Genomic DNA, 14,719 nt, shown 5'->3' with positions numbered 1-14,719 from the left:
GTTGATAGGCCAGATGTGGAAGCCCGGCAACGGGTGGAGCTGACTGGTACTAATAGGCCGAGGGCTTGTCCTCAGTTGCTCGCGTCCACTGTGTTTGTTCTGAAGTAACGAACCGTGCCCATGTCCGGTTGGTTCAACTTCACAGTGTTTCGGTGGTCATAGCGTTAGGGAAACGCCCGGTTACATTCCGAACCCGGAAGCTAAGCCTTTCAGCGCCGATGGTACTGCAGGGGGGACCCTGTGGGAGAGTAGGACACCGCCGAACAATTATTCAACGCTGGTCTCTGAACTTCGGTTCAGAGACCAGCGTTTTTTTATGCCTTGTTACTTGGCGTTCACGTTGTACGACGAGCATCCTCAGACATGGGGACGATCGGAATGCTGAAGTCCGCGGGTGTCGGTGCCGGCGACGAGGTCATCGTGTCGGCGTACGGGAACGTCGAGGTGACCGAGGCCGTGCTGGCTGTTGGTGCCCGGCCCGTGTTCGCTGACATCGACGAGGCGACGTACTGCCTGGATCCGGATGCTGCCGAGGCTGTCCTGACGTCGCGTACGGCCGCCCTTGTTGCCGTACCGCGTTTCGGATATCAGGCCGGCGTGCGGCCGTTGCAGGAGCTCGGGCGCCGGCGAGGACTTCTTGTGGTGGAGCACCGTGAGGAGGACGGCCGATCTGATCAGAGTGCGCTCGCTCAGCGACAGGTGCGGGCGGCCTATTTGGACCGGCGGCTCACCGGGGTGCAGACCCCGGGCGCGTGTGCGGGGCACACGTATCAGGAGTACGTCGTCCGGGTTCCCGGGAACGGGCGGCCCGACCGTGATGCCTTCGCCCGCGCTGTGCGGCGCAGGGGGGTGGAGTGCCGGGTGCCCGTGAAGACACCCGTGCACCGGTTGCATGCCTTCCGGCAGGAGGTCTGTCTGCCCGAGACCGAGCGTGCTGCCGACGAGACACTCGCGCTGCCCGTCGGCGGACCGCTGTCGCGCAGGGATCTTCAGCGCGTCGTTGCTGCCTGCAATGCGCTCGGCGGGCTTCTTCAACCGGCCTTCTAGGAACTTTGTTTGGGGTGGTAGGCGAAGAACTCCGCCATCAGGCCGGTCGCGTTGACGCAGTCTTCCGGCTCGGCCATGTCCGCCGCCCGGCCCGGAGGAGGGCGTGTTCAGAGCACCTTCGGATTCGGGTATGCTTTATCTCGTTGCCGCAGCGCAGCGCAGGCCCCAATAGCTCAGTCGGTAGAGCGTCTCCATGGTAAGGAGAAGGTCTACGGTTCGATTCCGTATTGGGGCTCAACACACGAAAGGCCCCCGCCGGTTGGCGGGGGCCTTTCGCGTACTCCCGTCCTTGCTACAGGGGGGTGTGCGGCATCGGGACGCGCATGGCGAGGATGGCCATGTCGTCGGAGGCCGGTTCCGCGGCGAAGCGCTCCACGGCGCGCAGGATGCGGGAGGCGACCGCGCCGGCCGTCAGGCCCGTGCAGGTGGCCAGGACGTCGGCGAGGCCGTCGTCGCCGAGCATGCGGGTGCCTTCGCGGCGCTCGGTGACGCCGTCGGTGACGCACAGGAGTACGTCGCCCGGGTCGAGGGTGACCATCTGCTCGTACAGCTCCAGGTCCTCCATGACGCCGAGGAGCGGCTGGGGCTCGGCGGCCGGTTCGACCGTGCCGTCCGGGCGCAGGCGCAGGGGGAGGGGATGGCCCGCGCAGACGACCTTGAGGATGGCGCTGCCGTCCTCCTGGGGCCACAGCTCGCCGTACAGGAGTGTCAGGAAGCGGCTGCGGGCACCCTCGTCGAGGATCGCCGCGTTGAGGCGTTCCAGGACGGCGGGGCCTCCGAAGCCCTCTCGGGCGAGGAGGCGCAGGGCGTGGCGGGCGAGGCCGGTGACGGCGGCGGCCTCGGGGCCGGTGCCGCAGACGTCGCCGATGGCGAAGCCGTACGCGCCGTCGCGGATCGGGAAGAGGTCGTAGAAGTCGCCGCCGACTTCGTTGCCCTCGCCCGCGGCGCGGTAGATGACCTCCACCTCGACGTTCGGGACGACCGGGAGCTCCGGGGGGAGCAGGCTGCGCTGGAGGGACTGGCTGATGGCCATGCGCTCGGAGTACAGCCGTGCGTTGTCGAGGGCGAGCGCGGCGCGGCGGGAGAGGTCCTCCGCGAGTTCGAGGATCTCCTGGCGGAAGTGGTCGTCGGTGGGCTTGCCGAGGGTCAGCATGCCGATGACGCGGTTGCGGGCCACCAGGGGGAGTACGACCGTCTCACCGCCGACCGCTGCCGCCGTGGCGAGTGTGGTGCCGATGCCCGAGCCCAGGTGCGGGGTGGAGCCGAGGCCGAGGCTGCGCATCGACGTACGGAGTGCCGCCTGGTGGGCGGCTTCGCCGGGGGCTGCCCAGATGCGGGCGCCGGGGGTCGGGACCGGTTCCGGAGGGGAGATCTTGGAGAGCAGGGCCTTGAGGCCGTCGATGCGCTCCTCGTCCTCGTGGAGTACGAACGAGAGGTACGGCTCCGAGGACTGGTCGGCGATGGTGTAGACGGCGCACCAGGTGGCGAGGGTGGGGACCGTCATCTGCGCCATCAGGGCGAGGGTCTGGTCGCGGTCGAGCGTACCGGCGAGGAGGTCGGAGGCCTCGACGAGGAAGGAGAGAGATCCCCGGCGGAGGCGTTCCAGCTCGCCGAGGCGGGCCGATTCGACGGCGAGCGCGATGCGGTCGGCGGCGAACTGGAGGCGCAGGGCGTCCTCGTTCGAGTAGCGGCCGGGAGCTTCGGCGGCGACGCCGAGTGAGCCGGTGAGGCGGCCTTCGACCTTGAGGGGGACGGTGACGACCGAGCGCATGCCGGTGTCGCTGAGGAGCGGGACGGCCCCCGGGACGGCCGTGAGGTCCTCGTGGACGGCGGGCATGCGGGCGGAGCCGTAGCGGCCGGTGCCGGCCTCCACGGGGACGCGGGCGAAGCGCTGGCGGGCGGAGGGCAGGCCGGTGGTGGCCCGTACCTCCAGCTCGGTCTCGTCGTCGGTGGCGAGGAGCAGGAAGGCGGAGTCGGCGTCCAGCATGTCCCGGGAGCGCTCGACGGTGCGCTGGAGGAGCCCGTCGAGGTCGTCGGGGGCGGGGGAGCCGATGAAGACCTCGAAGGGGTCCGCCGTGCGGCCTTCGGAGAGGGGCCCGCCGACGCTGTCGGAGGGGGTGCGCTGGGGGGACTGGATCACCGCGCGCTCGAAGTCGCGTACCAGGAGGCAGACGGTGGAGGGCTCGCCGGACGTGTCCCGTACGCGGAGGTGGGAGGCGTACACGGCGAGGGTGCGGCCGTCGGCGCAGCGGACGCCGTAGCTGCCTTCCCAGCGGGAGAGCTGGAGGGCGTCCGCGATGCCGGTGGCCATGCCGGGGCTGTGCGGCCAGGCGGCGAAGTCGGTGAGCTGCTTGCCGGTGACCTGGTCGGCGGCGTATCCGAAGAGCTCTTCGGCGTCTTCGTTCCAGGCGTTGATCGCGCCGGAGCGGTCGATCTGGACGACGGCTACGCGGATGCGGCCGTCGGCGACCGGGAGGAGCTCGACGGGGAGGACGGGGCCGGCGGAACGGATGCCCACCGGGCGCTGGGGGAGATCGAGCTGGAACCAGACGTGTTTGTGGGTGGGCGCGTACTCGACGCCCCAGCGGGCGGCGAGGGCGGCGCACAGCAGCAGGCCGCGGCCGCCTTCGCGGTCGGGGCTGCCGAAGGACTGGGCCGTGCCCTGGAGCGGGACCTCGCGCTCGGGGTAGCGGTCGCCGACTTCGACGCGGACGCCGTCGTCCGTACGCAGGCAGAGCACGTCGGCGGTGGTGCCGGCGTGCACCACCGCGTTCGTGACGAGCTCGCTGGTGAGGACGACGGCGTCGTCCACGATGTCGGCATAGCCCCAACCCTGGAGTGTGTCCCTGACAAAAGCGCGGGCGGTCGCGACGGACCGTCCCACGGGGTCGAAGCTGGCAGCCGCCCGCGCGGTGATCACAGAACTCCTCGTACGCGTATCGACGCCCGGCTCTGCCATGATCGGCCCGCCCCTCCGGTGCCCGGTGGTGGATCTCGCGTCACCGCCCCCGCCGGGCGGACCGGGGCGGCTGGTCAGCCGGAAACCAGGTTACTTACCTTCGCTGCCCGTGCGGATGCCGGTTACCAGTGTTTCCGCCCCGAGAGTGCGGGGAGGGGTGTGCGAAGCTGCCGAACTGTTATGGCCTGGTTCGGCCAGGGTGAAACACTGGGAGTGTTTCGGGCACAGCCCGGTGAGTACGGTCGACCCCTGCGGGAGGGACACGGTGGAGTCTGGCGCAGCCGCGCGGAGTACCAGCACGCGCGCAAAAGGCGGACGGTCCCGGAACAATGGGACAACCGAAGTGGATACGGCGGCCCTGAACAGGCTGCTGCAGGCCCTTGTGACGATGCGGGACGGCAATTTCCGTAAACGCCTGACGGTGTCGGGCGACGGGGTGATGGCCGAGATCGCCGCTGTCTTCAATGAGGTGGCCGACCGGAATCTGCATCTGACCGGTGAGATCGCCCGGGTGCGGCGCATGGTCGGACGTGAGGGAAAACTGGCCGAGAGGCTGGAGACGGGCGCCTGCGAGGGCTCCTGGGCGACCGCGATCGACGCGTCGAACGCCCTGGTGGACGATCTCGCGCGGCCTGTCTCCGAGGTCGGGCGGGTGCTGTCCGCGGTGGCGGACGGTGACCTCGATCAGCGGATGGAGCTGCGGACGCAGGGGGGCGACGGCGCGGAGGGTGCGGGGCATCCGCTGCGCGGTGAGTTCCTGAAGGTCGGACGTACGGTCAACAACCTGGTCGACCAGCTGTCGGCGTTCACGGACGAGGTGACGCGGGTCGCCCTCGAGGTGGGCACCGAGGGCAAGCTGGGCGGTCAGGCCCAGGTGCGCGGTATGTCCGGTTCGTGGAAGGACCTCACGGATTCGGTCAACACCATGGCGTACCGGCTCACGGCCCAGGTGCGTGACATTGCTCTCGTCACGACGGCGGTCGCCAAGGGTGATCTGTCACGCAAGGTGACCGTGCATGTGGCCGGCGAGATGCTTCAGCTGAAGAACACCGTCAACACGATGGTCGACCAGCTGTCGTCGTTCTCCTCCGAGGTGACCCGCGTCGCGCGTGAGGTGGGTACGGAGGGCGAGCTGGGCGGTCAGGCCCAGGTGCCCGGTGTCGCGGGCGTGTGGAAGGACCTGACGGACTCCGTCAACCTGATGGCGGGGAACCTGACCGCGCAGGTGCGGGGGATCGCCGAGGTGACCACGGCGGTCGCCAACGGTGATCTGTCGCGGAAGGTCACGGTGAGCGCGCGGGGCGAGGTCGCCCAGCTCGCCGAGACGATCAATCAGATGACCGAGACGCTGCGTACGTTCGCGGACGAGGTCACGCGGGTGGCGAGCGAGGTCGGCGGCGAGGGCCTGCTGGGCGGGCAGGCGCAGGTGCCGGGCGCCGCGGGCACGTGGAAGGACCTGACGGACTCCGTCAACACGGTCTTCCGGAATCTCACGACGCAGGTGCGGGACATCGCGCAGGTCACGACGGCGGTGGCCAACGGTGACATGACGCAGAAGGTCACGGTCGACGTCGCCGGCGAGATGCTGGAGCTGAAGAACACCGTCAACACCATGGTGGACCAGCTCCAGTCCTTCGGTTCCGAAGTGACGAGGGTGGCGCGTGAGGTCGGCGTCGAGGGGCTGCTGGGCGGTCAGGCGCAGGTGCCGGGCGCCGCGGGCACGTGGAAGGACCTGACGGACTCCGTCAACACGGCCTTCCGGAACCTGACCGGGCAGGTGCGCAACATCGCGCAGGTGACCACGGCGGTGGCCAACGGTGATCTGTCGCAGAAGGTCACGGTCGACGTGTCCGGCGAGATGCTGGAGCTGAAGAACACCGTCAACACGATGGTGGACCAGCTGTCCTCCTTCGCCGACCAGGTGACGCGGATGGCGCGTGACGTGGGTACGGAGGGCCGCCTCGGCGGCCAGGCGCGGGTGGACGGCGTCAGCGGTACGTGGAAGGAACTCACCGACTCCGTCAACTTCATGGCGGGCAATCTGACGTCGCAGGTACGGCAGATCGCCCAGGTGACGACCGCGGTGGCCCGCGGTGACCTGTCGCAGAAGATCGATGTGGACGCGCGCGGCGAGATCCTGGAGCTGAAGAACACCATCAACACGATGGTCGACCAGCTGTCGTCGTTCGCCGACCAGGTGACGCGGGTGGCCCGCGAGGTGGGTACGGACGGCCGGCTGGGCGGTCAGGCGCAGGTGCCGGGTGTCGCCGGCGTATGGCGCGACCTGACGGACTCCGTGAACGGCATGGCCGGGAACCTCACCGCCCAGGTCCGCAACATCGCGCAGGTCGCGACCGCGGTGGCCCGCGGCGACCTGTCGCAGAAGATCGACGTGGACGCGCGCGGCGAGATCCTGGAGCTGAAGAACACCCTCAACACGATGGTGGACCAGCTGTCGAACTTCGCCGAGCAGGTGACCCGGGTGGCCCGCGAGGTGGGCACCGAGGGCATCCTGGGCGGCCAGGCGGAGGTCCAGGGTGTCAGCGGTACGTGGAAGGACCTCACCCAGTCCGTCAACTTCATGGCGAACAACCTGACTTCACAGGTGCGCAACATCGCCGAGGTGACGACGGCGGTCGCCAAGGGCGACCTGTCGAAGAAGATCACCGTCGACGCCAAGGGCGAGATCCTGGAACTGGTGACGACCGTCAACACGATGGTCGACCAGTTGTCGTCGTTCGCCGACGAGGTGACGCGGGTCGCCCGTGAGGTGGGCACCGAGGGCATCCTCGGCGGCCAGGCCAGGGTGCGCGGGGTCACCGGCATCTGGAAGGACCTCAGCGACAACGTCAACCTGATGGCCAACAACCTGACTTCGCAGGTGCGGAACATCTCGCAGGTCTCGGCGGCGGTCGCCAACGGCGATCTGACGAAGAAGGTGACGGTCGAGGCGCGCGGCGAGGTCGCGCAGCTCGCCGACACCGTCAACACCATGGTGACGACGCTGTCGTCGTTCGCCGACGAGGTCACGCGCGTGGCCCGAGAGGTGGGCACGGAAGGGGAGCTGGGCGGCCAGGCGCGCGTTCCGGGCGTCTCCGGCACCTGGAAGGACCTCACCGAGTCCGTGAACTCGATGGCGTCGAACCTGACCGGGCAGGTCCGCCAGATCGCCATGGTCACCACCGCCATCGCCAAGGGCGACCTGACCAAGAAGATCGACATCGACGCGCGCGGCGAGATCCTGGAGCTCAAGACCACGATCAACACGATGGTCGACCAGCTGTCGTCGTTCGCCGACCAGGTGACGCGGGTGGCCCGCGAGGTGGGTACGGACGGCCAGCTGGGCGGCCAGGCGCGCGTACGCGACGTGGACGGCACCTGGCGCGACCTGACCGAGTCCGTGAACGAGATGGCGGGGAACCTGACCCGGCAGGTACGCGCCATCGCGGCGGTGGCCACCGCGGTGACCCGAGGTGACCTCAACCTCAAGATCGATGTCGATGCGCGCGGCGAGATCCAGGTCCTCCAGGACAACATCAACACGATGATCGCCAATCTGCGCGACACCACCCTCGCCAACAAGGAACAGGACTGGCTCAAGGGCAACCTGGCCCGCATCTCGGGTCTGATGCAGGGCCGCCGCGATCTCGACGACGTGGCCTCGCTGATCATGAGCGAGCTCACGCCGGTGGTCTCGGCGCAGCACGGCGCGTTCTTCCTGGCCCTGTCGACGCGCGGCACGGCCGAGGTGGGGGCGGACGAGGACAGCCCGTACGAGCTGCGCATGCGCGGCAGCTACGGCTACTCGGCGGGCTCCATGCCGACGTCCTTCAGGCCCGGTGAGACGCTCATCGGCACGGCGGCGGAGGAGAAGCGCACCATCCTGGTGGACAACGTGCCGCCGGGTTATCTCAAGATCTCTTCCGGTCTCGGCGAGGCGCCGCCCGCACATGTGATCGTGCTGCCGGTGCTCTTCGAGGGGAAGGTCCTCGGCGTGATCGAGCTGGCGTCCTTCCAGCCCTTCACCCAGATCCAGAAGGACTTCCTCAACCAGATCGCCGAGATGATCGCGACGAGCGTCAACACCATCAGCGTCAACACGAAGACCGAGGTGCTGCTGGAGCAGTCGCAGGAGCTGACCGAGCAACTGCGGGAGCGCTCGGCGGAGTTGGAGAACCGGCAGAAGGCCCTTCAGGAGTCCAACGCCGAACTGGAGGAGAAGGCCGAGCTGCTGGCCCGGCAGAACCGCGACATCGAGGTGAAGAACACCGAGATCGAAGAGGCCAGGCAGGTCCTGGAGGAGCGCGCCGAGCAGCTCGCGGTCTCGATGCGCTACAAGTCCGAGTTCCTGGCGAACATGTCGCACGAGCTGCGTACGCCGCTCAACTCCCTGCTCATCCTGGCGAAGCTGCTCGCGGACAACGCGGAGGGCAATCTCTCCCCGAAGCAGGTGGAGTTCGCCGAGACGATCCACGGCGCCGGCTCCGACCTGCTCCAGCTGATCAACGACATCCTCGACCTGTCGAAGGTCGAGGCGGGCAAGATGGACGTCAGCCCGACCCGGATCGCGCTGGTCCAGCTCGTCGACTACGTGGAGGCGACCTTCAGGCCGCTCACCGCGGAGAAGGGACTCGACTTCTCGGTACGGGTGTCCCCGGAGCTGCCCGCGACGCTGCACACGGATGAGCAGCGGCTGCTGCAGGTGCTGCGCAACCTCCTGTCCAACGCGGTGAAGTTCACCGACACGGGAGCCGTCGAGCTCGTCATCCGGCCGGCCAACGCCGACGTACCGGACGCCATCCGTGAGCAGTTGCTGGAGGCCGGCTCGCTGCGCGACGCGGACGCCGATCTCATCGCCTTCTCGGTCACCGACACCGGCATCGGGATCGCGGCCAGCAAGATGCGGGTGATCTTCGAGGCGTTCAAGCAGGCCGACGGGACCACCAGCAGGAAGTACGGAGGAACGGGTCTCGGCCTGTCCATCAGCCGGGAGATCGCCAGGCTGCTGGGCGGCGAGATCCACGCGGCGAGCGAGCCGGGCCGCGGCTCGACGTTCACGCTCTACCTGCCGCTGCACCCGAGCGAACTGCCGCCGCAGGGGTACCCGCAGTTCACGCCCGGCGGCATGGAGCCGCTGCGCGGTGGCGCCGCCGCGGTACCCGATGTCGAACTGCCGGCCGACACGGGTCCCGCCCGGCTGCCCTCCGACCCGCAGACCGGTCCCGCCGGGCTGTTCCGGCGCCGTCGCAAGGCGACGGGCGCCGCCGAGCAGCGGTCCGCGCTGCCGGGGCAGTCCGGCCAGCCCGCGGCCGTACCGCAGGCTCCGGCGGCCCCCCAGGAGCCGCGGCCCGAGAGCGGTCAGGAGGCGGCGGTGCCCGAGCCGCGTCGCGGCATCATGTTCGACAACGAGAAGGTGCTGATCGTCGACGACGACATCCGCAACGTCTTCGCGCTCACGAGCGTGCTGGAGCAGCACGGGCTCTCCGTGCTGTACGCGGAGAACGGCCGGGAGGGCATCGAAGTCATGGAGCAGCACGACGACGTGACGCTCGTGCTGATGGACATCATGATGCCGGAGATGGACGGCTACGCGACGACGACGGCGATCCGCAGGATGCCGCAGTTCGCCGGACTGCCGATCATCGCGCTGACGGCGAAGGCGATGAAGGGCGACCGGGAGAAGGCCATCGAGTCCGGCGCTTCCGACTATGTGACGAAGCCGGTCGATCCCGATCATCTGCTCTCGGTGATGGAGCAGTGGATGCGTGGGGAGTGATCGTAAGCTGTACGAAACCCGGTGGGTTGCTGACTGACTGTGGCCGAAGGCGTGTGAGCCGGCGGTATACGGGGAACCTTCTGGTCTCCCACCGCGTTTCTGCTACGTACACAGTGACATCGCGGTGACAGGGTGTGTCGACAGGTGGGGTGCGGCTACGATGACCGGCACAAGGACGGGCGACGCAAGAGAGTCGTCCCCTGGGGCGGCGCCCGGTGCACTGCCGGGGCGAGGAGGGCGGGCCATGGTGCAGAAGGCCAAGATCCTCCTGGTCGATGACCGGCCGGAGAATCTTTTGGCGCTGGAGGCCATCCTCTCTGCGCTGGATCAGACACTGGTACGGGCATCGTCAGGGGAGGAAGCGCTCAAAGCGCTGCTGACGGACGACTTCGCGGTCATTCTGCTGGACGTCCAGATGCCGGGCATGGATGGTTTCGAGACCGCCGCGCACATCAAGCGGCGAGAACGGACCCGGGACATCCCGATCATCTTTCTCACCGCCATCAACCACGGCCCGCACCACACCTTCCGGGGTTACGCGGCGGGCGCCGTGGACTACATCTCGAAGCCGTTCGACCCATGGGTGCTGCGCGCCAAGGTCTCGGTCTTCGTCGAGCTGTACATGAAGAACTGCCAACTGCGTGAGCAGGCCGCGCTGCTGCGCCTCCAGCTGGAGGGCGGCGGCCAGGCGGGCGGTGTGGGCGACACGAGGGAGCCTGCCGGCCTCCTCGCCGAACTCTCGGCACGCCTCGCGGCGGTCGAGGAGCAGGCCGAGGCGCTCTCCAAGCAGCTCGACGACGAGTCCGCGGACGCCGCGGCCGTCGCGACGGCGGCTCACCTGGAGCGCAAACTCACCGGCCTGCGCCGGGCGCTCGACGCGCTCGAACCGGGCACCAACGGCGCTGCGCCGCCCTTCCCTTCGCAGAACTGACCGGACACGGTGGAGCCGCATGAGGCGCCGTCAGTTTCCGGCCTTCCGCTCCACGACACGAACGGGTGAAGCGGTGGGCACACGTGTCCGTCGCGGCCCGCACCGGTAACCTCACCACCATGGCCTCACGTACGTCCGGCAAGGGTTCCCAGGGCACGGCGGGCACCGCGAAGCCGCGCGCCGGCCGTACCCCCGGCGTCGCGAAGAAAGCGGCGCCCGTCAAGAAGACCGCCGCGAAGAAGACCGCCGCGAAGAAGTCCCCACCCGTAAAAAAGGTGCCCGCGAAGAAGGTGCCCGCGAAGAGGGCGGCGGCCAGGCCCGCCCCCAAGGCGGCGCCGTCCCCCACCGCGGGCGTGTACCGGCTCGTCCGCGCCCTCTGGCTGGGGACGGCGCACGGTGTGGGCGCGATGTTCCGCGGAATAGGGCATGGTGCGAAGGGGCTCGACCCGGCGCACCGCAAGGACGGCGTGGCGCTGCTCCTGCTCGCACTCGCGCTGATCGTCGCCGCCGGCACCTGGGCACAGCTGCGCGGCCCGGTCGGCGACCTCGTCGAGATGCTGGTGACCGGCGCCTTCGGGCGGCTCGACCTGCTGGTGCCGATACTGCTGGGCACCGTCGCCGTACGGCTGATCCTGCATCCGGAGAAGCCCGAGGCCAACGGCCGGATCGTGATCGGGCTCTCCGCCCTCGTCATCGGTGTTCTCGGGCAGGTCCACATTGCCTGCGGATCGCCCGCACGCGACGACGGCATCGAGGCGCTGAGGGACGCCGGCGGTCTGATCGGCTGGGCCGCTTCCGCACCGCTGGTCTTCACCATGGGCAGCGTCCTCGCCGTACCTCTTCTGCTGCTGCTCACCGTCTTCGGGCTGCTGGTCGTCACCGCTACGCCGGTCAACGCCATCCCACAGCGGCTGCGACAGCTCGGCATCATGCTGGGGATCCTCCCGATGCCTCCGGAGGAGTTCGAGGACGACGAGCGGTACGAGGAGCAGTGGCGCCAGGCGCTCCCCGCCGGCGCGCGCCGTCCGGCCGCGCGCCGGGGTGAAGCGCCCGCGGTCTACGACGCGGACCTCGCCGAGGAGGAGGCACTCACGCGCCGCCGGCCCCGCAGGTCCTCTGCCACCCCCGCCGCGCAGTCCGCGTCCGCGCGTTCCATGGACGCCGTGGACGTGGCCGCGGCCGCCGCTGCCGCGCTGGACGGCGCCGTACTGAACGGACTGCCGCCCTCGGCCCTCGTGGCGGACCTGACGCAGGGTGTCTCCACCGAGCGTCCCGCCGCCGTTCCTTCCGCGCGCGCGAGCGCCGGGAGGGCGGAGCGCGCGACGGCTTCCGGGCCGGAGTCCGCGTCCGGTCCGGCGTCCGGTTCCGTGTCCGGGGGGAAGGTGGCGGATCTGACCAAGGCACCCCCCGCGGAGCCCCAGCCGCTGCCGCCCCGTGCCGAGCAGCTCCGGCTCGCCGGCGACATCACCTACTCCCTGCCCTCGCTGGACCTGCTGGAGCGCGGCGGCCCCGGCAAGACGCGCAGCGCCGCCAACGACGCCGTCGTCGCCTCACTGACGAACGTCTTCACGGAGTTCAAGGTCGACGCGGCCGTCACCGGCTTCACCCGGGGGCCGACGGTCACGCGGTACGAGGTGGAGCTGGGCCCGGCCGTGAAGGTCGAGCGGATCACGGCGCTCGCCAAGAACATCGCGTACGCAGTCGCCAGTCCGGACGTACGCATCATCAGCCCGATCCCCGGCAAGTCCGCCGTCGGCATCGAGATCCCGAACAGCGACCGCGAGATGGTCAAGCTGGGCGACGTGCTGCGGCTCGCGGACGCCGCCGAGGACGACCACCCGATGCTGGTCGCGCTCGGCAAGAACGTCGAGGGCGGCTACGAGATGGCCAACCTCGCGAAGATGCCGCACGTCCTGGTCGCGGGCGCCACCGGATCCGGAAAGTCGTCCTGCATCAACTGCCTGATCACCTCGATCATGGTGCGGGCGACCCCCGAGGACGTACGGATGGTGCTGGTCGACCCGAAGCGGGTCGAGCTCACGGCGTACGAGGGCATTCCGCACCTGATCACGCCGATCATCACCAACCCCAAGCGGGCCGCCGAGGCGCTCCAGTGGGTCGTACGGGAAATGGACCTGCGCTACGACGACCTGGCGGCGTACGGCTACCGGCACATCGACGACTTCAACCAGGCGGTGCGCAGCGGGAAGGCGAAGCCGCCGGAGGGCAGCGAGCGGGAGCTGTCGCCGTACCCGTACCTGCTCGTGATCGTCGACGAGCTCGCGGACCTGATGATGGTCGCGCCGCGTGACGTCGAGGACTCCATCGTCCGCATCACCCAGTTGGCCCGCGCCGCGGGTATCCATCTGGTACTCGCCACCCAGCGTCCTTCCGTGGACGTCGTCACCGGCCTGATCAAGGCGAACGTGCCTTCGCGGCTGGCCTTCGCGACGTCCTCGCTCGCGGACAGCCGGGTCATCCTCGACCAGCCGGGCGCCGAGAAGCTGATCGGCAAGGGCGACGGCCTCTTCCTGCCGATGGGTGCCAACAAACCGACCCGTATGCAGGGCGCTTTCGTGACGGAGGACGAGGTCGCGGCGATCGTCCAGCACTGCAAGGACCAGATGGCGCCGGTCTTCAGGGACGACGTCGTGGTCGGGACGGCGAAGAAGAAGGACATCGACGAGGACATCGGCGACGACCTGGACCTTCTGTGCCAGGCGGCCGAGCTGGTGGTGTCCACGCAGTTCGGCTCGACCTCGATGCTCCAGCGGAAGCTGCGTGTCGGTTTCGCGAAGGCGGGCAGGCTCATGGACCTGATGGAGTCCCGGAACATCGTCGGGCCGAGCGAAGGTTCCAAGGCGCGCGACGTACTGGTGAAACCGGATGAACTGGACGGGGTGCTCGCGGTGATCCGAGGGGACGCTCACCCGTAAGGGGGCGGTGGGCAACCGTTTCTGTTGTTCATACGTCCAGTTGATGGGAGGGAGAGACAAATGGTGTCACCATCGGGCTGTCAGGCGGTTCTGATGGCGTACAAAGTCCGCCCTCCCAGTTGCCCCAGGCTTTCGTACCCCCCCTAGACTGAACAGCCAGCAGGTGGCTCACGCTCGAAAGGCGCCCCCGTGTCCATCGGCAAATCTCCCGAAGACGACCGGCCTTCGATCGAAGACGACCGGCTCTTGATCGGACGCGCACTCCAGCAGGCCCGGGTGGCCGCGGGCCTGACGGTCGACGAGGTCAGTGGCTCGACCCGGGTGCGCGTCCCCATCGTGCACGCGATCGAGCAGGACGACTTCAGCCGCTGCGGCGGCGACGTGTACGCACGCGGACACATCCGTATGCTCGCTCGCGCCGTCGGTCTCGATCCTGACGCCCTGGTCGCGCAGTACGACGCCGCGCACGGCGGCCGTCCCGAGCCCACGCCCGCAGCACCGCTCTTCGAGGCGGAACGGATTCGTCCCGAGTCGCGCCGCCCCAACTGGACCGCGGCGATGGTCGCCGCCATCGTCGCCGTCGTCGGCTTCGTCGGTTTCACGCTCTTCAACGGCGCCGACGGCAGCGGAGGCTCGGTGGACGTCGCCGAAGGCTCCACGCCCGCCCCCGCGAAACCGGCCGGCAAGCCCACCCCGACCAAGCCCGCCGACCCCAAGCCCGACCCGTCGGACAGCGCCATCGCGGCGGTCCCGCCCGACCAGGTGACGGTCGCCCTCACCGCCAAGGAGGGCAAGAGCTGGATCTCGGCGAAGGACCACAACGGCAGGCTGCTCTTCGACGGTCTCCTGCTCCAGGGCGAGTCCAAGACCTTCACGGACAAGGAGAAGATCGACCTCGTGCTCGGTGACGCCGGGGCGATGCAGCTGTTCGTGAACGGCAAGGAGGTCGGGAACAAGTTCGAGGCGGGGCAGGTCCAGCGGCTGACGTACACGAGGGGCGACCCGGGGGTCGGCGTCGGCTGACCGGAGGCCGGGCAGGGGCAGGACGGCCGGGGCCGGGGCCCGGAATT

6 protein-coding genes, 1 tRNA gene and 1 rRNA gene are annotated in these 14,719 nt (G+C 69.1%); 7 read left to right on the top strand and 1 reads right to left on the bottom strand.

The window, feature by feature from the left end; translation table 11 throughout:
• Positions 1-148: 148 nt before the first annotated feature.
• The 3 genes from rrf (at position 149) to ACWD0Y_RS12385 (ending at position 1,282) form a co-directional block, all read left to right on the top strand.
• A 5S ribosomal RNA gene (gene rrf / locus ACWD0Y_RS12395) occupies positions 149-265 on the top strand.
• Between the two features lie 113 nt (positions 266-378).
• The gene (locus ACWD0Y_RS12390) at positions 379-1,047 is read left to right on the top strand and encodes a DegT/DnrJ/EryC1/StrS family aminotransferase (RefSeq protein WP_450260300.1); all 669 of its coding nucleotides are present in this window, start codon (positions 379-381) and stop codon (positions 1,045-1,047) included.
• Between the two features lie 162 nt (positions 1,048-1,209).
• Positions 1,210-1,282, top strand: a tRNA-Thr gene (locus ACWD0Y_RS12385).
• 57 nt (positions 1,283-1,339) lie between these two features.
• On the opposite strand, the gene ACWD0Y_RS12380 is transcribed toward ACWD0Y_RS12385, so the two are convergent.
• Positions 1,340-4,006: a SpoIIE family protein phosphatase gene (locus ACWD0Y_RS12380; protein WP_450260299.1), complete on the bottom strand. Its 2,667-nt coding sequence runs from the start codon at positions 4,004-4,006 to the stop codon at positions 1,340-1,342.
• 265 nt (positions 4,007-4,271) lie between these two features.
• On the opposite strand from ACWD0Y_RS12380, the gene ACWD0Y_RS12375 reads away from it, so the two are divergent.
• The 4 genes from ACWD0Y_RS12375 to ACWD0Y_RS12360 all read left to right on the top strand — a co-directional run bounded on the left by ACWD0Y_RS12375 (position 4,272) and on the right by ACWD0Y_RS12360 (position 14,672).
• The gene (locus ACWD0Y_RS12375; RefSeq protein WP_450260298.1) at positions 4,272-9,782 is read left to right on the top strand and encodes a HAMP domain-containing protein; all 5,511 of its coding nucleotides are present in this window, start codon (positions 4,272-4,274) and stop codon (positions 9,780-9,782) included.
• Between the two features lie 244 nt (positions 9,783-10,026).
• Complete coding sequence (locus ACWD0Y_RS12370) at positions 10,027-10,713, top strand: response regulator (protein ID WP_450260297.1); 687 nt, start codon at positions 10,027-10,029, stop codon at positions 10,711-10,713.
• A gap of 119 nt (positions 10,714-10,832) precedes the next feature.
• A complete protein-coding gene (locus tag ACWD0Y_RS12365) occupies positions 10,833-13,649 on the top strand; it encodes a DNA translocase FtsK (RefSeq protein WP_450260296.1) in 2,817 nt (938 codons plus the stop codon).
• Positions 13,650-13,838: 189 nt separating this feature from the next.
• Positions 13,839-14,672 (top strand): helix-turn-helix domain-containing protein, encoded by an 834-nt coding sequence (locus tag ACWD0Y_RS12360; protein WP_450260295.1) that lies wholly within the window; start codon positions 13,839-13,841, stop codon positions 14,670-14,672.
• Positions 14,673-14,719: the final 47 nt, after the last annotated feature.

The sequence above is a fragment of the Streptomyces altiplanensis genome (assembly GCF_053591575.1).
Note: the sequence above shows the minus strand (reverse complement) of the source record. Positions and strands in the feature narration are given on the sequence as shown.

Coding starts and splice junctions, on each gene's coding strand:
- ACWD0Y_RS12370 (WP_450260297.1), top strand. CDS start 10,027: ATGGTGCAGAAGGCCAAGATCCTCCTGGTCGATGACCGGCCGGAGAAT.
- ACWD0Y_RS12380 (WP_450260299.1), bottom strand. CDS start 4,006: ATGGCAGAGCCGGGCGTCGATACGCGTACGAGGAGTTCTGTGATCACC.
- ACWD0Y_RS12365 (WP_450260296.1), top strand. CDS start 10,833: ATGGCCTCACGTACGTCCGGCAAGGGTTCCCAGGGCACGGCGGGCACC.
- ACWD0Y_RS12390 (WP_450260300.1), top strand. CDS start 379: ATGCTGAAGTCCGCGGGTGTCGGTGCCGGCGACGAGGTCATCGTGTCG.